General features: G+C 66.4%; 20 protein-coding genes and 2 riboswitches. Of the genes, 15 read left to right on the top strand and 5 right to left on the bottom strand.

Features of this window, described 5'->3' with window-relative positions:
- Nucleotides 1-7: 7 nt before the first annotated feature.
- Together J2S97_RS11030 and J2S97_RS11025 are read right to left on the bottom strand one after the other, a co-directional pair.
- The gene (locus J2S97_RS11030) at nucleotides 8-2,512 is read right to left on the bottom strand and encodes a helicase-associated domain-containing protein (protein ID WP_307049280.1); all 2,505 of its coding nucleotides are present in this window, start codon (nucleotides 2,510-2,512) and stop codon (nucleotides 8-10) included.
- Between the two features lie 10 nt (nucleotides 2,513-2,522).
- A complete protein-coding gene (locus J2S97_RS11025) occupies nucleotides 2,523-2,756 on the bottom strand; it encodes a hypothetical protein (RefSeq protein ID WP_307049278.1) in 234 nt (77 codons plus the stop codon).
- A gap of 184 nt (nucleotides 2,757-2,940) precedes the next feature.
- Here J2S97_RS11025 and J2S97_RS11020 point away from each other — a divergent pair, with 184 nt between their 5' ends.
- The 3 genes from J2S97_RS11020 to J2S97_RS11010 are packed head-to-tail and all read left to right on the top strand — an operon-like array spanning nucleotide 2,941 to nucleotide 5,351.
- Nucleotides 2,941-3,324 (top strand): cold-shock protein, encoded by a 384-nt coding sequence (locus J2S97_RS11020; RefSeq protein ID WP_011690655.1) that lies wholly within the window; start codon nucleotides 2,941-2,943, stop codon nucleotides 3,322-3,324.
- 8 nt (nucleotides 3,325-3,332) lie between these two features.
- The gene (locus tag J2S97_RS11015) at nucleotides 3,333-3,956 is read left to right on the top strand and encodes a DUF3027 domain-containing protein (RefSeq protein WP_307049276.1); all 624 of its coding nucleotides are present in this window, start codon (nucleotides 3,333-3,335) and stop codon (nucleotides 3,954-3,956) included.
- Nucleotides 3,957-4,001: 45 nt separating this feature from the next.
- Nucleotides 4,002-5,351, top strand: coding sequence for an MFS transporter (locus tag J2S97_RS11010; protein ID WP_307049377.1), 1,350 nt, complete (start codon nucleotides 4,002-4,004; stop codon nucleotides 5,349-5,351).
- 23 nt (nucleotides 5,352-5,374) lie between these two features.
- Here J2S97_RS11010 and serC read toward each other — a convergent pair whose 3' ends face one another.
- Nucleotides 5,375-6,505, bottom strand: a complete 1,131-nt coding sequence (serC, locus tag J2S97_RS11005; protein ID WP_307049274.1) for a phosphoserine transaminase — start codon at nucleotides 6,503-6,505, stop codon at nucleotides 5,375-5,377.
- Nucleotides 6,506-6,885: 380 nt separating this feature from the next.
- Between serC and J2S97_RS11000 the strand changes: the two genes are divergently transcribed.
- The 10 genes from J2S97_RS11000 to J2S97_RS10955 all read left to right on the top strand — a co-directional run bounded on the left by J2S97_RS11000 (nucleotide 6,886) and on the right by J2S97_RS10955 (nucleotide 18,271).
- Entirely contained in the window at nucleotides 6,886-7,581 is a 696-nt protein-coding gene (locus J2S97_RS11000) for a metal-dependent transcriptional regulator (RefSeq protein WP_307049375.1), read from the top strand.
- A 110-nt stretch (nucleotides 7,582-7,691) separates the two neighbouring features.
- Nucleotides 7,692-7,936, top strand: a riboswitch (cyclic di-AMP (ydaO/yuaA leader).
- A 3-nt stretch (nucleotides 7,937-7,939) separates the two neighbouring features.
- Nucleotides 7,940-8,764, top strand: a complete 825-nt coding sequence (locus tag J2S97_RS10995) for a M23 family metallopeptidase (RefSeq protein ID WP_307049272.1) — start codon at nucleotides 7,940-7,942, stop codon at nucleotides 8,762-8,764.
- 129 nt (nucleotides 8,765-8,893) lie between these two features.
- Nucleotides 8,894-9,071: riboswitch (cyclic di-AMP (ydaO/yuaA leader) on the top strand.
- Between the two features lie 4 nt (nucleotides 9,072-9,075).
- Nucleotides 9,076-9,813 carry a C40 family peptidase gene (locus J2S97_RS10990; RefSeq protein WP_307049270.1) on the top strand — a complete coding sequence of 246 codons (738 nt, stop codon included), beginning with the start codon at nucleotides 9,076-9,078 and terminating at the stop codon, nucleotides 9,811-9,813.
- A gap of 140 nt (nucleotides 9,814-9,953) precedes the next feature.
- Nucleotides 9,954-10,718 (top strand): NlpC/P60 family protein, encoded by a 765-nt coding sequence (locus J2S97_RS10985; RefSeq protein ID WP_307049268.1) that lies wholly within the window; start codon nucleotides 9,954-9,956, stop codon nucleotides 10,716-10,718.
- A gap of 223 nt (nucleotides 10,719-10,941) precedes the next feature.
- Entirely contained in the window at nucleotides 10,942-11,442 is a 501-nt protein-coding gene (locus J2S97_RS10980; protein WP_028271305.1) for an HNH endonuclease, read from the top strand.
- A 48-nt stretch (nucleotides 11,443-11,490) separates the two neighbouring features.
- Nucleotides 11,491-12,108 (top strand): molybdenum cofactor guanylyltransferase, encoded by a 618-nt coding sequence (gene mobA / locus J2S97_RS10975; RefSeq protein ID WP_307049265.1) that lies wholly within the window; start codon nucleotides 11,491-11,493, stop codon nucleotides 12,106-12,108.
- Nucleotides 12,109-12,170: 62 nt separating this feature from the next.
- Nucleotides 12,171-12,539 (top strand): DUF6457 domain-containing protein, encoded by a 369-nt coding sequence (locus J2S97_RS10970; protein WP_307049262.1) that lies wholly within the window; start codon nucleotides 12,171-12,173, stop codon nucleotides 12,537-12,539.
- Nucleotides 12,536-14,125 carry a molybdopterin molybdotransferase MoeA gene (locus J2S97_RS10965; RefSeq protein ID WP_307049260.1) on the top strand — a complete coding sequence of 530 codons (1,590 nt, stop codon included), beginning with the start codon at nucleotides 12,536-12,538 and terminating at the stop codon, nucleotides 14,123-14,125. The genes J2S97_RS10970 and J2S97_RS10965 overlap by 4 nt, the downstream gene beginning before the upstream one ends.
- 71 nt (nucleotides 14,126-14,196) lie before the next feature.
- Nucleotides 14,197-15,069, top strand: a complete 873-nt coding sequence (gene fdhD / locus J2S97_RS10960; RefSeq protein ID WP_307049259.1) for a formate dehydrogenase accessory sulfurtransferase FdhD — start codon at nucleotides 14,197-14,199, stop codon at nucleotides 15,067-15,069.
- Nucleotides 15,070-15,244: 175 nt separating this feature from the next.
- Nucleotides 15,245-18,271 carry an alpha-mannosidase gene (locus J2S97_RS10955; RefSeq protein WP_307049257.1) on the top strand — a complete coding sequence of 1,009 codons (3,027 nt, stop codon included), beginning with the start codon at nucleotides 15,245-15,247 and terminating at the stop codon, nucleotides 18,269-18,271.
- 201 nt (nucleotides 18,272-18,472) lie between these two features.
- On the opposite strand, the gene J2S97_RS10950 is transcribed toward J2S97_RS10955, so the two are convergent.
- Together J2S97_RS10950 and J2S97_RS10945 are read right to left on the bottom strand one after the other, a co-directional pair.
- The gene (locus J2S97_RS10950; protein ID WP_307049255.1) at nucleotides 18,473-19,207 is read right to left on the bottom strand and encodes a hypothetical protein; all 735 of its coding nucleotides are present in this window, start codon (nucleotides 19,205-19,207) and stop codon (nucleotides 18,473-18,475) included.
- Nucleotides 19,204-19,950: a hypothetical protein gene (locus J2S97_RS10945; RefSeq protein ID WP_307049252.1), complete on the bottom strand. Its 747-nt coding sequence runs from the start codon at nucleotides 19,948-19,950 to the stop codon at nucleotides 19,204-19,206. Before J2S97_RS10945 ends, J2S97_RS10950 begins: the two co-directional genes overlap by 4 nt.
- Nucleotides 19,951-20,133: 183 nt before the next feature.
- On the opposite strand from J2S97_RS10945, the gene J2S97_RS10940 reads away from it, so the two are divergent.
- Both J2S97_RS10940 and J2S97_RS10935 read left to right on the top strand, forming a co-directional pair.
- A complete protein-coding gene (locus tag J2S97_RS10940; RefSeq protein ID WP_307049250.1) occupies nucleotides 20,134-21,864 on the top strand; it encodes an ABC-F family ATP-binding cassette domain-containing protein in 1,731 nt (576 codons plus the stop codon).
- The gene (locus J2S97_RS10935) at nucleotides 21,861-23,774 is read left to right on the top strand and encodes an ABC transporter ATP-binding protein (RefSeq protein ID WP_307049248.1); all 1,914 of its coding nucleotides are present in this window, start codon (nucleotides 21,861-21,863) and stop codon (nucleotides 23,772-23,774) included. The genes J2S97_RS10940 and J2S97_RS10935 overlap by 4 nt, the downstream gene beginning before the upstream one ends.
- Nucleotides 23,775-23,776: the final 2 nt, after the last annotated feature.

Raw genomic sequence — 23,776 nt, 5'->3', positions numbered from 1 at the left:
ATGCTGGTCACTGCTGGAATTCCTCTTCCGCCTCAATATCGATGATCCGGTGGATGGAGAGCACGCGCTCGGTTTCCCGGGCGGGGTCGAACACCCTGACCCGTCCTCCGGTCACAGAAACCGGAACAACCGTTTCCCTGCTGGAATTCCCCTGGCTGTCCACAACGTTCATCACCACGGCCTGCCGGAGCCGGATGGCCTTCTGCAGGGTTTCGAGCCCGAGCTGCGTTGCTTCCTCTCCGGTCGTTCCCGGCGTCGGCCGGTGGCTCCCGTTGCCGTTCCCGCCGTGGGATGCCTTGGCGCTGCGGAGAACCGCCAGCTGGGCGTCGACGTCGGCCTCCGGAGGTGCCGTCCGCGGCGCGCTGTACACCGGACGCCCGCTGCCCGGAACTGCAGTGGTGCGGCGCAGCCGGACCAGCGCTGACTCCGGTTCCTCAACTGCCGGCGACAGTCCCAGCGCCCGCAAGACCTGGGCGGTTTCCTTGGGGCCCGCGTGGGAAATGAGGACTGTGGGCGCAATGTGTACCAGCCCCAGTCCGGACGCGCTGGACTCCTTGACCAGTTCGAGCAGGGCGTCTTCATCGTCGCTCTGGATGAAACTGGAGGCCACGCCCACCCGGAGCCTGCCGTGCCGTGCCGAGGTGTCCTCCACAAGGTACTCGAGCGGCTGCGGAACTGCAGTGGCCGAATGCTCGCGGAGGAAGCCCAACAGACTGGCGGCGTCGTGCCCGGCGTCAAGGGCGCGACGGATCGAGGCCACCGAGAAGCGGTAGATAGTGGCCGGACCCTGGCCCTCGGCGTCGGCCATCAGGAGGAGCTTTTCGCTCAGCTCGGGCGCCAGGTATCCCGGCGCCACGGCGGTGAGGTCGGCCTGCAGCAGGACGTGGTTGAGTGCGGCCGGCAGGTGTTCTCCCAGGATGTCCAAGGCTTCATCAGGGCGTTCCGCGGCGATAGCCGAGCCCAGTTGGCTGAGCGCACCCGAACCGATGAGGCCGAGCATTTCGGCTTCAGCGAGGACCCCCCGGATCAGCGAACTGAAGCGCCTGGCCATGCGAGGCTGGGTCCACTCGGCCCGTTGAAGCACCGCCGCGGCGTCAAGCACCGGCGCCTTGCCATCCGCCTCGGCAGCCTCAAGCGTAAGTTCGTTGAGGATCTCCAGAATCCGCTTCCGGATCACGGGCGCATCGGGCCGCTGGGCTTCAGCGGACAGTGCGTTGATGGTGGTGCCTGCCGCCGCCCGATGCGGGGCGGGACCCGCGCCGGGGCCCGTGATGGGCTGGCCCACCAACGACGGGGCGCGCTCGCTGGCCAGCCAGGCATTGACCAGCCACAGCCACTGCTCCTGGCGGGGCAGCGTGAGCCACTCCAGCTGCTCGGGCTGGACCCAGGCGGAGCTGTCAACGTCAAGCCGGACGAGGCCGGCCAGGGCACAGAGCTCAAGCAGCAGGCCTGCGCTGTGCAGTTCGATCCGGAGCGAGTCGGCCAGCCGCTTCATCTCGCGGACCCCGACGCCGCCGCTCCGCAACGTCACGAGTGGCTGCTCGCGCACGCTGTACAGCAGTTCGCCTGTCAGGCGGAGGGTTTCCGCGATGGCGCCCAAGGCGGCGTTGCGCCGCAGCGCCGCCGTGGTCTGTCCAAGTTTGGGGACCGGGGGAGTCAGGGTGAAGTCCTCGATCACGGCGCCGCCGCGGAGGGAGATGCCCACGCTGTGCGGCAGTTCCACGTGCGCGGCGTCCAGCGGCACCAGCAAGCCCCTTGCAAGGAGCCAGTCCACAGGGCCGACGTCGGCGCCCTCGTTGAGGACCGACGCGCGCCGTTGCGCCTGGGGGACCGCGCCCATGGCCCAGTTCCCGAAGCGGGCCAGGAGTCCCGTGGTCCGGTCCGGTGCCGTGGCGAGGATCCGGTTCAGCGCATCAGGGGTCGCCGTCCAGTGCTGCAGCGACAGGGCCGCTTCCATGGGTGTTGTGGCGGGGTGGATGGCGGCGCCGCTGTGGTGCAGCTCGCCCACGAGCTGCACCACGCGCTGGGCGAAAGCCGGCTGCAGCCGGACGAGTTCCGTGTAGCTGCGGCCCAGTCCGGCCGGATAGATCCCCACGACGTCGCGCAGACTCCCCACCGGAAGGTAGAACCGCTGGCGGGGACCTGCAGGCAGCACCGCGCCGTGCGGGGGATCTGCACGGTGCACAAGGGCCAGTTCCTCAAGGGAATGCAGGATGCGTTCGATGGCGGCAAGCGAGCCGCCGTGGATGAGTTTCTTCAGTCCCGCAGCCGACGCGCTGTGCGCCGTGTCCGTGTTGGTGCAGAGGTGGAGTGTCTCCAGGACCTGCATCTGCGGCCGGTTCAGCCGTTCCAGGGCCCGTTGCACGCTGACCCGCGCGCTGGCCCGGGCCGCAAGGGCCGCGAAGTCCGGAACGTTCGGTGAGATGAGGTCCGGCCGCGCGGAGAACAAGGCCCGCAACGAGTCGTCGCTGCGTGCCTCCAGTTCCTTGCTGAGCGCGCGAATAAGGGACATCAGTCCAACGTTACCGCCCGCCGGACTTTCCTGCCCGGCGCCGGGCGGCGACGCCGTCGATCACCAGGAAAATCATCAGGAGAAATGCCAGCGGCAGGCCGTACAGGGCAAAGGACGTCACCCACGCCGGGGCGGCGCTTCCGGCGAAGGCGATGGCCATGACGGCGCCTACGGCCGCCAGGGAAAAAACGGCAATGACCGCCGCAACTATCATCAGTGGCCGCTGGTAGCGGGAGGGTGTCATGGAAGTAACGCTAACAGCCCGGCTGTGCCCGCGCCGCAAAGCGGGAAACCGGGTCCCGGCAGGATAACCTTGAAGATACAGACCAACATGGTCCAGGCAGTCATACCCTGAACCCGCATATCAATGCGGATGCGGTGGCCGCCGGCCATGTCTCAGAAAGTCCAGAACGAAGAAGGTTGATTACGTGCCTACCGGCAAGGTCAAGTGGTATGACAAGGAAAAAGGGTTCGGATTCCTCGCGGGCGAGGACGGCCAGGAAGTATTCCTGCCCAAATCCGCCCTCCCCGAGGGTGTGACGGAACTCAAGGCCGGCACCCGGGTGGAGTTTGGCGTGGCTGACGGCCGCAAGGGCGCGCAGGCCCTCGGGCTGCGCGTACTGGACAAGACACCGTCCATCGCCAAGGCAAAGCGTCCCAGTGCCAAGGACCTGGCGCCCCTCGTCCAGGACCTGGTGACCGTGCTGGACAACCTGTCCGGAACCCTTTCCGCCGGGAAGTACCCGGAAGGCAACAAGGCAAAGGCGATTGCCGCCGCCCTCCGTAAGGTTGCCGACGAGCTGGACGCTTAGGCCTCCGCATGACTTCCGAACCTGATCAGAGCGCCCCCAAACCGGCCTCAAAGCCCCGTGCCGGCGTCCCCGTGTGGCGCACCGGTAAACCGGATGCCGTGCTCGCTGCAGCCGTGGACTTTGCCCGGACAGCGGTTGAGGGCATCGCCCCGGCCTCACAGATCGGACGGCATCTCGGTGCAAAGACCGAGGGAGACCGTGTTGTCACGCATCTTTTTGAGTCCAGGCTGGCCGGATACCTGGGGTGGCACTGGTACGCGGTGCTCACACGCAATTCGCGTTCCAAGGTCATTACGGTAAACGAACTCGGCCTGCTGCCCTCGGAGGATTCAATCCTTGCGCCGGAGTGGGTGCCGTGGGCCGAACGCGTGCGCCCGGAGGACGCCCAGGAAGATGAAATCGCGGACGCCGAAATTGCGGACTCAGGCGCAGCCGCCGACGGGATCGCCGTGGACGCTGCGGACGAGGCAGCCGCGGACGACGACGCCCTGGACCTGATGGCCGACGTGCCCGTTGCCGACGGCGGCGCGGCTGACGTCTCCGAGGACGGGCCCGCCGAGGAACCAGACGCCCTTCCGGACGCAGGCGATCCGGAATCAGGCGACAGATACTCCCTCCGCGAGGTCGACTAACCAGTTGGAATTGACGGGGACTAGGCAACACGGAGGCCGGCGATGATGTCCACCTTCAAGTCCCTGCATATTCTCAACTACCGGCTCTGGTTCGTTGGCGCCCTGATATCCAACATCGGGACCTGGATGCAGCGCACAGCCCAGGACTGGCTGGTCTTTGACCACCTGACGGATCACGACGCGGGCGCCATGGGCATCACCATGGCCCTGCAGCTGGGCCCGCAGCTCTTTCTGGCGCCCGTGGCCGGCCTGGTAGCGGACCGCTTCAACCGCCGGCACCTCCTGGTGATGACCCAGTCCACCATGGCCCTGCTGAGCACCGGCCTCGGCCTCCTGGTGGTCCTCGGCGCCGGGCAACTGTGGCACGTCTACGCCTTCGCCTTGTTGCTGGGACTTGTCTCCGCCCTTGACGCACCTGTCCGGCAGACCTTCGTCTCGGAGTTGGTGCGGGACGACTACCTGCCCAACGCGGTGGCACTCAACAGCGCTTCCTTCAATGTCGCCAGGATGATCGGACCCGCAGTAGCAGGCGTGCTGACGGTGGCCGTCGGCCCGGGGTGGGTGTTCCTGATCAACACCACCACGTTCCTGGCCCTCCTGGTCAGCCTGTGGAAGATCCCGGCTTCATCACTGCGCCTCCTCCCGCGCGCGGCTCCCGGCAAAGGAAGGATCCGCGAAGGACTCCGTTACGTGCGGTTCCGCCCGGACATCGTGGTGGTGCTCGTGGGCGTATTCATCGTGGGCACCTTGGGACTGAACTTTGTCCTGTTCATTGCGGCCATGGTGGGAACCGAGTTCGGTTTGGACGCCAGTGCCTTCGGGCTGATGAACTCGATCATGGCCATCGGCTCCGTGGCGGGTGCGCTGCTGTCGGCCGGGCGGAGCAAGCCCCGGCTTCGGGTCATTTTTGGGGCCGCCGGCGCCTTCGGCGTCACGTCCGGGCTGGCGGCCCTGGCGCCCAGCTACTTCTGGTTCGGCGTCGCCCTGGTCCCGGTGGGCCTCTTTGCCATCACGATGATGACCAGCGCCAACGGCTACGTGCAGACCACCACGGACCCGGTCATGCGCGGCCGGGTGATGGCCCTCTACATGGCCATCTTCATGGGCGGAACACCCATCGGGGCGCCGCTGGTCGGCTGGGTGGCCAACGTTGCAGGACCCCGCTGGTCCATGTCCGTGGCCGCGGTTTCCGGGCTGCTGGCCGCGCTGATCGGAATGGTGTGGATCATCCGGGCAAAGCAGCTGCGGCTGGGCTTCAACCGCCGGGCCCGGGGGATGCGGTATTTCCGACTGGTATCCGGCGCGTCCGGCCAGACCAGCGAGGCGCAAAGAAAAGAAGACAAAGAAGAAGGCGCCGTCCGGGAGCAAAACCCGGACGACGCCGTCGAACGCTAACGGGGTCAGCGTCAGCTGATGCGTTACTTTCGAAGTTCGCCCACGACGTAGTCGATGCTGGACAGGAGGGCCGAGATATCGTCCGGCTCGATCGCAACGAACGTGGCGATGCGCAGCTGGTTGCGTCCCAGCTTGCGGTAAGGCTCCGTGTCCACGACTCCGTTGGCGCGAAGGACCTTGGCGATGGCCGCAGCATCAATCGAGTCGTCGAAGTCGATCGTGGCGATCACGTTGGAACGGTCTTCGGCCTTGGCAACAAACGGGGTGGCGTATTCGGAGGCCTCGGCCCAGGAATAGATGCGCCCCGCTGAGTCGGCCGTGCGGGCAGCGGCAAAATCGAGGCCGCCGCTGGCGTTCAACCACTGCACCTGCGCGTCCAGCGTCACCAGGGTAGCCAGCGCCGGCGTGTTGTACGTCTGGTTCAGGCGGGAGTTGTCAATGGCAGTCCGCAGATCCAGGAAGTCCGGGATCCACCGGCCGCTTTCCTTGATCCGTGCAGCGCGCTCGAGGGCTGCGGGGGAGAACAGGCCCAGCCACAGGCCGCCGTCGGACGCGAAGTTCTTCTGCGGCGCAAAGTAGTAAACGTCGGCTTCGGAGACGTCCACATCGAGGCCGCCCGCGGCGGACGTGGCATCCACCAGGACCAGCGATCCTTCATCCGCCCCGGCAACCCGCTTGACCGGGGCAGCCACACCCGTGGACGTCTCGTTCTGCGGCCAGGCGTACACGTCGACGCCCGCTTCTGCCTGGGCTGTGGGCCGAGTGCCGGGCTCGGCCTTGATGATGGAGGAGGCATCCAGGAACGGAGCCTTGTTCGTGGCGGAGGCAAACTTGGAACCGAACTCGCCGAAGGAAAGGTGCTGGGCCTTGCTGTCGACCAGGCCGAACGCCGCGACATCCCAGAACGCCGTGGAGCCGCCCACGCCAAGAACGACTTCGTAGCCTTCCGGGGCGCGGAAAAATTCGCTGAGGCCGTTGCGGACTGATCCCACGAGGTTCTTCACCGGGGCCTGGCGGTGGGACGTACCCAGCAGCGTGGCAGACGCGGCGGACAGGGCCTCGATCTGCTCCGGGCGGACCTTTGAAGGCCCGGCGCCGAACCGTCCGTCCTTGGGCAGGAGGTTGGCGGGGATAGTGATGCTGGTGTCGCTCACGATGGCTCCAATTTTTCGGCGTGGACGTGGGAGAGGCCCGGCAGTACACGGGTTCCTGCCGGGGGAATCCCCTATATTCTGCCTGACATGCCTGCGGGGGACGGAACGGCATCCGTCATAGTCCAGTCACTGAGACATCCCGGCGGCACGCGCAGTTCTGCCCTGCGGTCTGTGCTTGCGCGGATTATCCAGACTAATTCAAAATAGGCTAGGCTTGACTTTGACGTACAGCGGGCCGCGACGCCGGCCGGGCTGATCCCCGCGAGGCTGTTCCCAAGGCCTATCGGTGGATGCAGTTCCACTTCGACGAGACCACGGAGAACGCCTCCGCGCGGTACGGTGGGACTGACGCAAGGACTGTGCTCGAGGAGCTGAGCTGGATGACGGATCTGATCGACACCACGGAGATGTATCTTCGGACAATCTTGGAGCTTGAGGAAGAGAACATCGTGGCTCTCCGTGCCCGGATTGCCGAACGGCTGCGCCACTCCGGGCCGACCGTTTCGCAGACCATCGGCCGGATGGAGCGCGACGGACTGGTGGTTGTTTCTGGCGACCGGCACCTTGAGCTGACCGAAACCGGCCGGAAACGCGCCACCGAAGTCATGCGCAAGCACAGGCTTGCGGAGCGGCTCCTGGCTGACGTCATCGGCCTTGACTGGGCATATGTCCACGACGAAGCCTGCCGCTGGGAACATGTCATGAGCGAGCGCGTTGAGCGGCGCATCTATGAACTCCTGAACCACCCCACGGTTTCCCCCTACGGCAATCCCATTCCCGGCCTGGCGGCACTTGGCGGCCAGCCAGCCCCCTTGTTCACTGACGGTGTGGTGAATCTGCTCGACGCCATGACCGGGTACGGGGCCGACTCGCGCATTACTGTCAGCCGGCTGGCCGAACCCATCCAGGTTGAACCGGAGCTGCTGGTCCAGCTCGATGAAGGCGGGATCCGGCCGGGAGCGACGCTCGCCCTGGAGCGGGTAGGGGAGTACATCTCGGTGCGCGTGCCCGAGATCGAAGGCGCCCTTGAGCTGCCCCCGGAAGTGGCAGCCCACGTGTTTGTTACGGTCAGCTAACCGCGTCCCTCATAGGACCACCTACGACCGACTGAGACGTAGATAACGGAATTATTACCGCGCTGATTAATCCCCTATAGTTGGGGACTAGCGCCGATACTAAAGCGTTACCTGATCCGAAGCCGAACTCTGCCAGCGGATCAGCGTACGAAACACCTCCTGGCAGGGGCGGGGGAACCACAACCGGCCGTTGAAAGACGGCCTTGGGGTGAAGTCCGTCAGCGGCAAGTCATCTCCGACGAAGGAATCCTTTGGGATACCCCTGTGCCGGATTGCCTTGCAACGGCGGACCGGGTCTTTGATCTCTCTGACCCGAATCCGACAGCTAACTCCGCAGGCTATCCAGAGAGGATATTTCTTGACCACGCAGACCGTCAGGGGCCGCCGCAGGGCGACAGGTCCCGCTTCGGAGTACCCCGTGGCCGAAGCCGTCATGACGGTCAGGCCGCGCGATGCACATCGTGATGCGCGCCGGCGCCGGAGCCTGTTCAGCCAGGTGACGGAGTTCGCTTCCGCCAGCGGTGTGGGTCAGAAGGCCGGCATTGCCCTGGCCGCAACCGGACTGGTCCTCACAGTGACCGTCCCGTCAACCGGACCCGTGATGAGCACGGCGGACGCGGAACACACGTCCGCTGCCGCCTCTGTCAGGGCTCAGCCTGAGGTTTCCGCGGCTGCAGGCGCCAAGATTGATTTCAGCCGGACATACGTCGCCACCAAGGGCGATCCCGACGGCAAGCTCAAGCAGCTGCTCAGCGCGCAATCCGCGGGCACCATCACCCGCGCGGCGTCCACCGGAAGCCTCGGTGCGCCGCTGGAGCAGATGGTGTCGGCTTCCCCCTTCGGTTTCCGGGTCAGCCCGATCACCGGCGGTGCCGGCGAGTTTCACCGCGGGCAGGACTACGCCGCACAATGCGGCACGACCGTTCTGGCAGCGGCCAGCGGCACAGTGACGTTCTCCGGATGGCACCCGTACGGAGGCGGCAACCGCGTGGTGATCGACCACGGCAACGGCCTCGAGACCACGTACAACCACCTGTCCTCGTCCAGCGTCCAGGTAGGCCAGAAGGTCAGCCGTGGCGACGTTGTGGCGCTCAGCGGGACCACGGGCGCCTCCACCGGCTGCCACCTCCATTTTGAAGTGATGGTCAACGGCGAAGTCGTTGACCCCACCGGCTGGCTCTGATCCATCCGATGGAATACTCTCGCATTCCTGTGACATGCCGTGACCTGAATGTGACATTGCTGCGGAATTCCTGTACCGTCTAAAGCACGCCAACTTTTCCGAAGTTGGCGCTCTTGAGTGGATTGCCTAACTCTGCCACCGCTCAAGGTCCGTTCGCATTACATCGTCTGGCAGAGGCGGGGGAACCAATTTTGGTCTTCGCAAGAAGACCTTGGGGTTAAGTCGCAAAGCTTCCCAGGAAGCCGAGTGGCCGGGTGACTCCCATCCGAATCCGACAGCTCACCTCGTAGGCATTGGGAGAGGCTACCTTCGTGTCTTCACGTCACAATTCCGCGCGCCACCGTGCGCAAACGGTTCGTACGAACCCGTTGAACTCCGTGTCCAAGGCTGTTACTGCCAACGCCGGGACCGTAGGTCGCCAGGCGGCTGTCATTGCAGCTGCGTCCGGACTGATCCTCAGCGTTGGAATGCCGGCAAATGCCGCAGACTCCAACCTGGGAGTTTCCGCTTCCACCGAGTCCGGCTCACAGTCGGTCCAGCTGGCCGTAACCGCGGAACCGACAGCGACTGTTACCTTCGAGCGTCCGGCAGTGACCACGAAGGCAGCGCCCAAGGTTGAAACCGTACGGGCTCAGTCAACCGGTTCAGAATCCGAGACCTCAACTGAGGCTGAGGGAGAAGCGAAGGCCGGCAAGCTCGCCGACGCCGCTTCCTCCGCCGCCGCATCGGGCCTCGCCGCGATCGCCTACACCGGGATCGGCAGCCCCTACGTCTGGGGCGGCACCACTCCCAGCGGCTGGGACTGCTCAGGGTTCACCCAGTGGGTCTACGCCCAGGCCGGCATCAGCATCCCCCGCACCAACGCATGGAACGCCATGACGCCTACCGCCACGCCGGCGCCGGGCGACCTGGTCATGCAAAACGGCGGCGCGCACGTTGGCATCTACGTCGGCAACGGCATGATGATCAGCGCGCTGAACCCGTCGCAGGGCACCATCCTGCACGCTGTGTCCGCCACGGGCACGTCTGCGTACTACACGCTTCGCTAAAACACGCCGCTTCCCTTCGCTGAAGCGCGCGTACTTCGCTAAAAAATCCATTCGGGCCGTTCCGGCCTACCCCCAAGATGCCGGAGCGTCCAAAAACCGCGGCCTGCCACGCAGTCTGAGGAAAACGAAAGAGAGAAATAATGACTACTCGTGCCATCGCACGTCACCGCGCCGAGGTTACCAAAACCAACTCGCTTGCTGTCATTGCCAAGGCTGTCGGCGACAACGCTGGCGGCATGGGCCGTCAGGCTGCGGTTATCGCTGCTGCTTCCGGCCTGGTCCTGACGAGCGGTATCGCAGCAAACGCTGCCGACACCAACGTCCAGCGCGAAGCGACCTCCGCTTCCACCCTGGAAGTTCAGTCCTCCGCTCCGGCCAACATCTCGGCTGCTTCCAGCATCGCCATCTCCTTCGAGAAGCCGGCTGTTTCCACCTCGCCTGCCCCGGTCGTTGAGGCTCCGAAGCCGGTTGTCGAAGTTCAGGAAGCTGCTCCCGAGGCCGCTCCCGCAGCCGTTGCCGCAACTGTGTCCGCCCCGGCCGCCCCCGCAGCTCCCGCCGCACCTGCCGCTGCCAGCGGAAACGGTGCCGCGATTGCAGCCGCCGCTTACGCCCAGCTCGGCGTTGCCCAGGACTGCACCGCCCTGGCCACGAACGCGCTTGCCGCAGTGGGCGTCAACTACCACGGCTGGCCGGCAGGCTACCTGTCCCTCGGCCGCACCGTCAGCGCCGCCGAGGCACAGCCGGGCGACCTCGCCTACTACCAGAACGGCGGCATGGGCATGGCCCACATCGCTGTATACGTCGGCAACGGCCAGGCCGTGCACGGCGGTTGGAACGGTGGAACCACTTCACTGTTCAGCGTCAACGTCGGCTCCGGCCCGGTCTTCATCCGCGTTGGCGGCTAAAGCCTCCGGCTGAAGTCTGTTAGAAGAACCCCTGCCATCCGGCAGGGGTTCTTCTGCGTTTCCGGCAGGTGAATTTTTACCGACACACAGTGTATGGTATTGGCCCGATTCGGCGATCGGGCACTTGAGTGTTTACTCTTGTGTTGTCGATCCATAGCCCGGACAAGCAGAGGGCAGCCGGCCCTCGAGCCCCTGACGGGTGCGGCCGTGAAGAGGTATGTGCATGCGCACTCTCGTTCTTAATGCTGGATATGAACCGCTGGCGGTTGTGACCTTCCGCCGGGCGCTGGTTCTTGTGCTGACCGGAAAAGCAAGCGTGGTGGCCGAGGGCGACGATCCCGTCGTTGGGCCGCAGGAGATTCTGGGCCGTCCGTCCGTGATTCTCCTCAACCGCTACATCCGGCCCCGGTACAACACGATCACGGCTGTGAGCCGCCGGGGCGTGCTGCGCCGTGACGGCCACCGCTGCGCCTATTGCGGTAAGGCAGCACACACCATTGACCATGTCCACCCGAAATCGCGGGGCGGTGCGGACTCCTGGGAGAACCTTGTGGCCGCCTGCCTTCGCTGCAACAACGTCAAGGGTGACCACACGCCGGCCGAGATGGGCTGGAAACTCAGGTTTGTGCCGGCCCCTCCGCATGGCACCATCTGGCAGATCAAGGAGCTGGAGAAGCCCACGCCGGCGTGGGACCCTTTCCTCCTGCCCGAATCCGCCGCCTGAGACGTCACGGCTGCATCAAGCCGCGGGGTCGGGGGCTAGGCTTGCCATGTGGAGTTTGATGCCTTAATCCTTGCCGGCGGCCGGTCATCTCGGCTGGGCGGGGTGCCCAAGGCCCAGCTGGTGTACGACGGCGCCACCCTCCTTGCGCGGTCGCTGGCTGCATCCGCCGGGGCCGGCGCCACGGTAGTGGTGGGACCTGATCCCGGGAGTCTGCCCCCGGGTGTTCTGACGTGCCGCGAGGAGCCGGCCTTCGCGGGCCCTGCTGCCGCCATCGCCGCCGGTCTGGCGTCCCTCGACCGCTCCCGAGGCCCCCTCAGGGCACCGATGACGCTGGTGCTGGCCTGTGACATGCCCAAAGCGGACCAGGCCGTCGCCGCCCTGCGGGATGCCCTGGTCCGTGACGGCCCGGATGCCACCGAATCCGAGGGGGTCATGGCCGCTTCTCCGGACGGCCGCAGACAGCCACTTGCCGGTTTTTATGACACAGGTGCGCTAAAACGTGCGGCGGACGAAATGGAGAAGGGCGGAAGGCTCACGGGGGCATCAGTCTTCGCCCTCCTTGCTAGGCTTGACGTGCGGGCTGTTACCGTCCCTGCGGGCGCCACGGATGATGTGGACACATGGGACGATGCCACCGCGTTAGGGGTGTCCCGCCAGGGGTCATGATCCGCCGTTTGGTGGGGAACCGTGCAGTGGCACCGCAACTGAATTTGAGTTTGGAGGCAACAGTGAAAAGCCAGGACGAAACGCTGGAGGACTGGTGCCGGGCCCTGCTGCAGGCCTTCGAGCTGGAGGACGTCGAGGTGGACGTCAATGAAGTGCTTGCGCTGGCCGGTGTCGCAGCGCATTCCGTGGTGCGTCCGGCGGCACCGCTGACCACGTTCATCGCCGGCTTCGCCGCGGGAATGGCATCGGGTTCGGGGCAGGCCCCGGATGCCGTCTCGATGCAGGCGGCCCTGGGAGTGGCCCGGGCACTGGCCATGGACTACGCAGCGGCGGACTCAGCGGCCGGCACGGCCGATCCGGCCGGACCGGGCGCCTTGCGGGCCGACGCTGCGCCAGGACCGTCTGTCAGCAGTGGGAACACCGGCGCATGACTGCTGCGCCGCCGGACGGCCGTGACGCCGCCAGCGACGTAGGTGGACGCGGGGAAGCCGCCGTATCCGCTGATCCCCGCGCTGAAGGGGGCGCCAACGGGGCTTCCGGCGATACCGGACCCGGGGATGCAGGCACTGAGGATGCAGGACCCGGGGATGCAGGCACGGGGGATGTCCTCTCCGAGGATGCCGGACCCGGCGACGCAGGGTCCGGCGACTCCGGATCCGCCGACTCCGGGCACAGCCATTTGGCGCACACCTGGCAGGAGGCCCGGCAGGCGTCATTTGATTGCGCAACACCCATTCCGCCTGGACTGGTGCCGCTCGGAAACGCACTGGGCAGGACGCTCGCGGCAGACATTACCGCCCTTCAGGACATGCCGCACTACGCGTCGTCCGCAATGGACGGCTGGGCGGTCAATGGCACCGGGCCCTGGATCCTGGCAGAGCCCGGTCATCGCCTCGCACCTCACCAGGCCAGCCCCATCGTCACGGGCGGCCTTCTTCCGCCCGGCGCGAAGGCTGTGCTCCGCAGCGAGAGCGGCACCATGGCTACAGACGACGAAGGGCTCCCGGTGCTTGCCCTTGGCGGGGCAGCACGGCCCGGCGAACCGAAAAACGGCCAGCACATCCGGAAAGCGGGCGAGGAAGCGGCCGCCGGAGATGTCCTGGTCAAAAGCGGCACAGTCCTGAACCCTGCCCACCTGGCCCTCGCGGCGCTTGCCGGCCATGACGCCCTGCGGGTCCAGGGGAAACCTGTAGTGAAGATCCTGCTGACGGGATCGGAGGTGGTCACCGAGGGCCTTCCCGTGCCGGGCAAGGTCCGCGACACCTTCGGCCCGCAGCTTGGGGCCGTGGTTGAGATGCTCGGCGGCATCAGCGCCGGGCAGGAGAAGATCGGCGACGGCTACGACGAGTGGCTTGCTGCCCTGGAAGACACCGGGCCGGAGGGCTCAGTGGCCCTTGATGAAGCAGGGGAGCCAGCAGCGGAAGAAGCGCCTGCCGACGTCGTCATCACCACCGGCGGAACCGGCCGTTCCGGGACCGACCACCTCCGCCGGGCTGTCGCGGAACTGGGCGGTCGCCTGTTGATCGATGGCATCGCCATGCGACCCGGGCACCCGGCGGTCCTCGCCGAGTTGCCGGACGGCCGCTTCATCCTTGGCCTGCCAGGCAACCCGCTCGCGGCCATGATGGCTCTCTGCACTGTGGGGGCGCCGCTGCTGGCCGCCCTGGGCCATGGAACGCTGCCGCCGGTGGGTGAGGTGCCTTGCGGAACGATGCTCGACCCCGATCCGGGGCGGACGCGGCTGATGCCGTTCAGGCTCCTGTACGGGATGGCATCCCCGGCCCAGCACGCCGGACCCGGCATGATGCGCGGCCTTGCGGCGGCGGACGGCGTCCTTGTGGTTCCGCCGCACGGCGTTCAGCTGGGGGAGGCGGTGCCCGCCTTCGCCCTGCCCTGGGGTGCGCCGATCCAGCAGGCGGAACCGGCCACGGCGAAGCCCAGGACGGCTCCCCGCAAGGCCTCACGAAAGCCCCCGGCTGCGGACGGCCCGGTGGACTGGAGTGCGCTGCTGGGCTAATTCGATCCCCGCTGGTGAAGGCGGTCCCGGCTTGCAATGATGGTCATATCCCGCACTGTTAGGAGCACATAGTGGCCCGTATGACGCAACGCCGCAAGATCCACAGGTTTGTCCTGGACGGTTCACCCCAGTCCCGCGAGTTCCCCGTGCGGCACCGGGAAGACGTGCTGGCGGTGGAGGAACCGCTGGAGATACGGCTGGGTTCCCTTCCCTTTACCGTCACCATGCGGACGCCCGGAGACGATTTCGACCTCGTGGCCGGATTCCTGGTTTCCGAGGGCATCATCTGGGCCCCGGAGCAGCTCGTCTCGCTGCGCTTTTGCGCGGGCGAGGACGAGAACGGCGTGCAGACGTTCAACGTGGTGGAAGCGCAGCTGCGGCCCGACGTCGTCCTGCCTGACAGGGGCCGCAACATCTTTACCTCGAGCTCTTGCGGCATCTGCGGCACGGACTCCATCGACGCCGTCCGGAAGTCGTCGCATTTCAGCCCCGCGGCGGACCCCCTGACGGTCCCCGTGGAGACGCTGTCCGGGCTGCCGGACAAACTCCGCGCGGCACAGGCGGTCTTCGATGCCACCGGAGGCGTCCACGCCGCCGGGCTCTTCAAGATCAGGGACGACGGCGGCACTGAGCTGTTGTGCCTGCGCGAGGACGTGGGGCGGCACAACGCCGTGGACAAAGTGGTGGGCTGGGCGCTGCGGGAACGGCTGCTGCCGCTGGCGGGCACGGTGCTGCAGGTCTCGGGCCGCGCCTCATTCGAACTCGTGCAGAAGGCGGCCCTGGCCGGCATCCCGGTGCTGGCCGCGGTCAGTGCTCCTTCCAGCCTGGCCGTGGAACTTGCTGAGGCCAGCGGCATGACGCTGGCGGGTTTCAGCAGGGGCACCACGCTCAATGTCTATGCCGGACAACAGCGGATCACGGCGCCCGCGCCCGTGCCGGGATAGGTCAAAGCGCTTGGATTATCGGGCCGGGCGCAGTAGATTTTATCCATCGAATGGACGCGCCGAACCGCTCTTTCGGCCGAGTTCCAGGGCGTGCGCATAAGCTGAGCCTAGCGGCCAGGCACGTACCGCGAACCAGCTGTCAGCTCCCAGGCCACAGGCATTAAAGAGGACCACATTGCACGACGACCGCCGCATCACGGAAGTCCGTCTCGACCGCTTCATGCGCGAACGCGTGGACACCGCGGTATATACCCGCAGCGTCCCGTTGAACCTGAGCAGCTGGGAGGTTCCGGACGAGCCAGTTTCCGTCATGGAAGCCCTGCGCCAAGACTTCACCCCGCTGGAACACGGCGCATCGTGGGGCCGGCCGTGGAGTACCAAATGGCTGAGGCTGCAGGGCGAGGTGCCCGATTCGTGGGGAACCGCTCCTGATACCGCGGTGGAAATCGTGGTGAACCTCGGATTCACCCGGGAGCTTCCGGGCTTCCAGTGCGAGGGAATCGCGTGGCGGCCTGACGGGACCATCATCAAGGCCATCTCGCCGCGGAACCAGTACATTCCGCTGAAACTCCTGGGCAGCGGAATGGCAGTGGACTTCTACGTCGAGGCTGCCGCCAACCCCGACGTGGCGCAGGGCTGGACTTTCGCAGCCATGCCGTACGGCGACAAGACGACCGCGGGGCAGGATCCCACGTACCGGCTGGGCACCATCGCCATCGCCGAACTCAACCAGACCGTCTGGGCGCTGCAACAGGACGTTTGGACCCTGAGCGGCCTCATGCACGAACTCCCCATGGAGCTGCCCCGCCGCCACGAGATCCTTCGCGCCCTGGAGCGGATGCTGGACATCATGGATCCGGACGACGTGCCCGGGACCGCGGCGGCCGGCCGTGCCGCCCTGGCCGAAGTGCTCTCCCGCCCTGCCTACGCCTCGGCCCATCAGCTGGTGGCCACGGGCCACGCGCACATTGACTCTGCCTGGCTGTGGCCGGTCCGGGAAACCATGCGCAAATGTGCACGCACGTTCTCCAATGTCGTGGCTTTGATGGATGAGTTTCCTGACTTCGTTTTCTCCTGTTCGTCAGCGCAGCAGCTGGCCTGGATGAAGGAGTTCTACCCGGAGCTGTTCGGCCGGATCCGCGAGAAGGTCAAGGCCGGACAATTCGTACCCGTGGGCGGCATGTGGGTGGAATCGGACACCAACATGCCAGGGGGCGAGGCAATGGCCCGGCAGTTCCTTGAGGGCAAGAAATTTTTCCTCGATGAATTCGGCGTGGACTGCCAGGAAGCCTGGCTGCCTGATTCGTTCGGATACTCCGGCGCTCTGCCCCAGATCGTGAAGGCGGCCGGCAGCAAGTGGTTCCTGACCCAGAAGATCTCCTGGAACCAGGTCAATAAGATGCCGCACCACACCTTCAACTGGGAAGGCATCGACGGCACCCGCCTGTTCACCCACTTCCCCCCGGTGGACACCTACAACTCGGAACTGAGCGGCCGCGAACTGGCCCATGCCGAACGGAACTATCGGGACCACGGCCGCGGCACCGTCTCGCTGGTCCCGTTTGGATACGGTGACGGCGGCGGCGGACCGACGCGGGAAATGATTGCCGCAGCCCACCGCACGGCCAACCTCGAAGGCTCCCCGAGAGTGCGGATCGGAACTGCCGCGAACTTCTTCTCGCATGCACAGGCTGAGTACACGTCCCTGCCAGTGTGGGTGGGCGAGATGTACCTGGAACTGCACCGCGGAACGTACACCAGCCAGGCGAAAACCAAGCTGGGCAACCGGCGCAGCGAACACCTGCTCCGGGAGGCCGAGCTGTGGTGCGCCACCGCCTCCGTCCGTACCGCGGGCGATTTCGTGTACCCGGCGGCCGAACTGAAGCGCCTGTGGCAACTGGTCCTGCTTCAGCAGTTCCATGACATCCTGCCCGGCAGCTCGATCGCCTGGGTCCACCAGGACGCAGAGCGGAACTATGCGGCCATCGCGGATGCCCTCGAGGCCATCATCGCCGGCGCGGCGCGCGCGGCGCTCGGGGAAGGCGGCAGCGAGTTCCTGCTCAACGCCGCACCGCACGAACGCAGCGGCGTTCCCGCGCTGGCCGCCGCCGAACCCGCCAGGAGCGACAACCCGGTGACGGTGACCGAAGCCGGCGGGGGCTACATCCTGGACAACGGCGTGATCCGGGCCGTGCTGGATGCCAACGGACTCCTGACTTCGCTGCTCGACCATGCAAGCGGCCGCGAAGCGATTGCCCCGGGCCAGTTCGGGAACCATCTGGAACTCCACCGCGATACGCCCAATGAATGGGACGCGTGGGACATTGACGAGTTTTATCGACGGAACGTCACCTCGCTGACCGAAGCGCGTTCGGTAACGCTGGAGCGGGGCGGCTGGGACGCCGTCGTGGTGGTGGAACGGCTGGCGGGATCGTCAGCCATCACCCAGCGGATTTCGCTGGAGGCCGGGTCCGGATCACTGAGCATCCTGACCGCCGTGGACTGGCAGGAACGGGAAAAGCTCCTTAAGATCGGCTTCCCGCTGGACATTCGCGCGGACCGCTCTGCATCGGAGACACAGTTCGGGCATGTTTTCCGGCCGACCCACACCAACACATCCTGGGAGGCGGCGAAGTTCGAAATCTGCGCCCACCGCTGGATCCACGTTGCGGAACCGGGTTATGGCGTGGCCGTGTCCAACGCCTCCAGTTACGGCCACGATGTCACCCGCAGTGTGAGGGACGACGGCGGCACAACCACGACGGTGCGCACGTCGCTGTTGCGTGCCCCCAAGTATCCGGATCCGGGCGCCGACCGCGGCCGGCATGAGCTCCTGGTGACCATCAGGCCCGGCGCGGCCATCGCCGATGCCGTGGAAGAGGGCTACCGGACCAACCTTGCCCCGCGCATCGTGAAGGGCGCGCACGCCGTCAGTCCGCTGTTCACCGTGTTCAACCAGGGAATTGTGGTCGAGGCGGTGAAGCTCGCCGAGGACGGCTCCGGCGATGTCATCGTGCGTCTCTATGAATCCCTGGGGGAGCGGTCCGTAGGACTGGTGACGGCGAACTTCGACACCAAGGGAGTCCACGCCGTGGATCTCCTGGAGCGTCCGGTTAAGGGTCAGGGCGTCACGGCGGGCCGCGATTCGGCGGAACTGACGCTCCGCCCGTTCCAGCTCATGACCCTGCGGTTCGCGCGCTGAGCGGCCGGGGCGTTAAGCCGCTGCCCTTAAACAGGCTGAGTGGGGGCGGTCCCCAACGGCCCGCCACCACTCATCCCCCCAATAGCGCTCAGCGGCCACCCGGCGTCGAACGGATTGTCCCCATTCGCGACTCCAGAAAGAGGCCACTTTCACACATTCATGATTCTCTCACGTTCTAATGATTTTGTGAAAGCCCTCAGTCTACTTTGCAGTAGATGACTTTTGCGGGGCGAGTTGCGTTGCCCTGACACGTGCGATCCAGAAAGCCGCAAGGCCCACTACGAAGCACAGCGCGGCTCCGTAGTTAATGATGAATTTCAAGGGAGACCACGGTTCCGGAAAGAAGGGGAACAGCAGGCTCACAGTCAGGCAGACACCGCCGACGGCCAGCAGGAGGGCACCTGCCCGCACCAGCACCGGCAGCCGGCTGCCAACCGCCTTCACCATGGCGGGAAGGAGGACCAGGGAAACGTAGGCCGGGTAGGCGCGCCCGGCTGCACCGTAGTACTCCACCAGGTGGGCGTTGCGGGTGCTGCGCTCGTAGACCGCAACGAGCCCCGCCGACGACCCGGACGAATCCATCATGGTGAAAAAGACGACCATGACCCCAGCTATGAGGCCAAACACCACGATTCCCGGCACCCCGAGCAGCCAACGCCTTTGCTGGTCGGCGCCGAAGGCATTGACGCACCGCAGCCCAATGAAAAAGATGACGGCGAAGAGGACGAAGCGCAGGATGAGGTTGGCGACGTTGCTGCCGCCGAGCAGGCCGTCGATGGCAACGTACGGGCCGTCAATGCTCAGGAGTATCGCGAGAGTGGCCAGCACGAAGATGTAAAAGAGCGACCTGTTCTCACCCCTGACGGCACTTGGAATTCGCGCCAGCGCAGCTGCGCAGCAGACGGCAAGGGTGGACCACTGCAGGATCTCGATCATCCGAGGTTCTCCCAGATCGTTTTGGTTTGTTGATGGTCTTGCTCCTGGCGCTTGAGGGTCTTCCCCAGCGCCTGCAGCCGCTCGCCGGCCAGTGCGGCGAGCTCGCCGTCGGATAACGCGTCCAAGGCGGCCTGCCGTGCGCCGGACGGCCAGCCGGCCTCAGACTCCGTGATCATGCCCGTGGCCACCAGCCCGCCAGTCAGGCCGACGCCGGCTGCCCTGGACGTGGCGATGGCCAGCTCCGGGGTCAGCCGGTTGGCCGTCAGCTGCGCGGAATAATTCTGGGGGGCGATCCCGGTGGCGACTGACACCCGGTGCCGGAGTTCGCCGTCGTCGATCGCGTCAACCCAGTTCTTCACGGAGGTCGCATGCGGCGCTGGCGTGAGCGGCGGGGCCTGCGGCTTGTCCACGTCGTCGCCGCCTCCCGCTGCACCAGCGGAGCGGGCAATGACAGCACTCAGTAGGTCCATGGTGGCGATCTGGCTGACCAGCTCCGCGGCGGTGGGCAGCACGGGGCTTCCGGCAAGCTCGCTGTAGTTCGCAAACGTGGCCAACGCCGCCACCGGGTTGATATTGAAGGCCCGGCTGATGCTGACGACGGTGCTTTCCGCCACCTTCCCGCGGACCAGCTGCTGCGCCAGGGTGGTCCGCTTGACCCCGGAGATCCTGCAGATATCGGCGGTGCTCGCCTGGGGCGCTATTCCGTGAAGCCAGCGTTGGAACGCCTTGGCGGGGAGTGGCATGGATGGCTTCCTGCGGGGTGGGGCGGTTGGAGTAGCGACGGTCGATTTTACGGCGGGGGGTATGTGAACTATGCTAGATGGTCGAACCCGTTGGTCCGTACACCCCCCAAGTCCGGACCGGCGGGTTCTTCCATGTCCGGCCGGATTCCAGGCCGTTTTGGGCCGCAGTGAGAGGATGGACTAATGACTGCAACCCTTGTTGCCAAAGACCTTTCAGGCGGTCACGACCACCGCACACTCTTCTCAAAACTTTCCCTCACCGTGGCCCCGGGCGACGTTGTGGGCGTTGTTGGCGCCAATGGCGCCGGCAAATCCACCCTTCTCCGGCTGCTGGCAGGTGTGGACCAGCCACTGGCCGGATCGGTGAGCCTGGCCCCGGCCGATGCCTTCGTTGGCTGGCTGCCGCAGGAACACGAGCGCGTCGCCGGCGAGACGGTGGCGGAATACGTCGCCCGCCGGACCGGCTGTGCACAGGCAACGGCTGACATGGAATCCACGGCGGAAGCCCTGGGCTCGGGTGCCGCCGGCGCCGACGACGCCTACTCCCTGGCATTCGACCGCTGGATGGCCTCCGGCGCGGCGGACCTGGACGAACGGATCGCGCCGGTCCTTGCCGACCTTGGCCTGGATGTGGGGCCTCAGGCTCTTATGACGGGGCTGTCCGGCGGTCAGGCGGCACGCGTGGCGCTGGCTGCCCTGCTGCTGAGCCGCTTCGATGTGGTTCTCCTCGATGAGCCCACCAACGACCTTGACCTCAACGGGCTGGCCAAGCTGGAGGCGTTCGTGCAGGGGCTCCGCGGCGGTGCGGTCCTGGTGTCCCACGACCGTGAGTTCCTGGCCCGCTGTGTCACCACCATCGTGGAACTGGACCTCGCCCAGAATTCGGTGGCGGTATACGACGGCGGCTACGAGGCGTTCCTGGAGGAACGTGCCGTGGCCCGCCGCCATGCCCGGGAGCGGTACGAGGAGTTCGCCTCAACGAAGGCGGACCTCGTTTCCCGCGCGCGGACCCAGCGTGAGTGGAGCTCCCAGGGTGTCCGGAACGCCATGAAGAAGAGCCCTGACAATGACAAGATCCGCCGTGCGGCCTCCACCGAGTCGTCGGAGAAGCAGGCCCAGAAAGTGCGGCAGATGGAGTCGCGGATTGCCCGGCTCGACGAAGTGGAGGAGCCGCGCAAGGAGTGGCAGCTGCAGTTCAGCATCGGCCAGGCCCCGCGCTCCAGTGCCGTTGTGGCAACGCTGAGGGACGCCGTCGTCCACCAGGGTGACTTCACGCTGGGCCCGGTCAACCTGCAGCTCAACGCCGGGGAGCGCATCGGCATCACCGGTCCCAACGGGGCCGGCAAGTCCACGCTGCTCCGGCTCCTGCTGGGGATCCGGCAGCCGGATTCCGGCAATGCCGCCATGGGCGCCTCCGTAGCTATTGGCGAGATCGACCAGGCCCGTGGCCTGCTCGCAGGTGACCTCAGCCTGGGCGACGCCGTCGAGGCTGTCCTGACGGAGCTGACTCCGGCGGAGGTCCGGACCCTGCTGGCCAAGTTCGGACTCAAAGCGGACCACACATCGCGCCCGGTCGACTCGCTCTCCCCGGGCGAACGGACCCGCGCCGCCCTTGCCCTGCTGCAGGCGCGCGGCGTGAACCTGCTGGTCCTGGACGAACCCACCAACCACCTGGACCTGCCCGCCATCGAGCAGCTCGAGGAGGCACTGGAAAGCTACGATGGCGCCCTGCTACTGGTCACGCACGACCGAAGGCTGCTGGAAAACGTGCGCCTGGACGTCCGCTGGAACGTGGAGGGCGGTGTGGTGACCGAACTGCTCGCCGGCGCGGCTGCACCGGGCGCAGCATCATCCCCGGGCACCGCATCATCCCCGGGCACTAGGGACCGCGTCATGAAAGGCCAGACCCGATGAGCATGGACCGGGTAGCGTGGAGCTCCCTCTACAACATCACACGGGCCGCCAGCGGTTCCAAGCCGTTCTCAAAGGCGACGTTGAAGCGGGTATTCGGCTTCGCCCGGCCGCACCGCCGCAAACTGATCGCCTTCGTGCTGCTGTCCATCGCCATGGCAGTCCTTGCGGTGGCCACCCCCGTCCTTGCCGGCCAGGTGGTGGACGCCATCATCGCCGGGGTCGGCGCCGACGTCGTGATCCGGCTGGCGGTGCTCATCGCCGCAGTGGCCGTCGCGGAGGCCGGACTGGGACTCGTAACCCGCTGGCTGTCCTCCACCATCGGCGAGGGCGTGATCGTGGACCTGCGCACCAAGGTGTTCGACCACGTCCAGAAAATGCCCATCGCCTTCTTCACCCGCACCCGGACAGGTGCCCTGGTCAGCCGGCTGAATAACGATGTCATCGGCGCCCAGTCGGCTTTCGCCGGCACGCTGTCCGGTGTGGTCAGCAACGTGGTGGCCTTGGCGCTGACCCTCGTAGTCATGCTGGGCAAGTCCTGGCTCGTGACCGTGCTGGCCATGATCCTGCTGCCAATCTTCCTCATTCCGGCCCGCCGGATGGGTTCCAAGCTGGCCGACCTGCGGCGCGAGGCCGCCGAGCACAACGCCGCCATGGGCACCCAGATGACTGAGCGGTTCTCCGCCCCCGGCGCTACTTTGGTCAAGCTCTTCGGCCGCCCCGACGAGGAATCCCGCGAGTTCGCCGTCCGTGCCGGGCGCGTCCGGGACATCGGCGTCCGCACCGCGATGCTGCAGTTCACGTTCGTCACGGCCCTGACGCTGGTCTCGGCACTGGCGCTGGCCCTGGTGTACGGGCTGGGTGGCTGGCTTGCGCTGGGCGGCCAGCTCGCCGCGGGCGACGTCGTGGTGCTGGCACTGCTGCTCACCCGCCTGTACGCGCCGCTCACCGCGCTTTCCAACGCCCGCGTGGAAATCATGAGTGCCCTGGTCAGCTTCGAGCGGGTTTTCGAAATCCTCGACCTCAAGCCCCTGATCCAGCAGAAGCCCGACGCCGTCGAGGTGCCGCCGGGTCCCGTCTCGGTGGAGTTCGACGACGTCCGGTTCGCCTACCCCTCAGCGGACAAGGTGTCCCTGGCATCGCTCGAGGATGTCTCCACCCTGGACACCCGCGGCGGCGAGGAAGTGCTGCACGGCATCAGTTTCCGGGTGGAACCGGGCCAGACCGTTGCCCTGGTGGGTTCCTCGGGGGCCGGCAAGTCCACCATCGCCCAGCTGCTGTCCCGGCTCTACGACGTCGATTCCGGCGCCGTACGCCTCGGCGGAACAGTGCCCGGGAGCGGACTGGACGTCCGCGACGCCACCTTTGATTCGATGCGGGCGACGCTGGGCATGGTGACCCAGGACGGGCACCTTTTCCACGAATCCATCGCGTCCAACCTGCGGCTGGCCCGCCCGGACGCCACCGAAGCGGACATGTGGGACGTGCTGCGGCAGGCCCGGCTCGAGTACATGATCCGGTCGCTGCCGGACGGCCTTGACACGGTGGTGGGGGAGCGCGGCTACCGGCTTTCCGGCGGTGAACGCCAGCGCCTCACGATTGCCCGGTTGCTGATTGCGCAGCCGCGCGTCGTCATCCTGGACGAGGCCACGGCAGCCCTGGATTCCACCAACGAAGCAGCCGTCCAGGTTGCGCTGGGGGCAGCGCTCGAGGGCCGCACCGCGGTTGTGATCGCCCACCGGCTGTCCACCATCCGCGCCGCGGACATGATCCTGGTGGTGGAGGACGGCGCCATCGTGGAGCGCGGCACCCACACCGGCTTGCTTGCGGCGGACGGCCGGTACGCGGAGCTCTACCGCACGCAGTTCGCGGAGGCGAGTGCCGTGGTCGAAGAGGCCGTTCCGGAGTTTTAGCC

This window comes from Arthrobacter oryzae (assembly GCF_030812315.1).
GTDB classification, from domain to species: Bacteria; Actinomycetota; Actinomycetes; order Actinomycetales; family Micrococcaceae; genus Arthrobacter; species Arthrobacter oryzae_B.
This window is presented reverse-complemented; position numbering and strand designations above follow the sequence as displayed.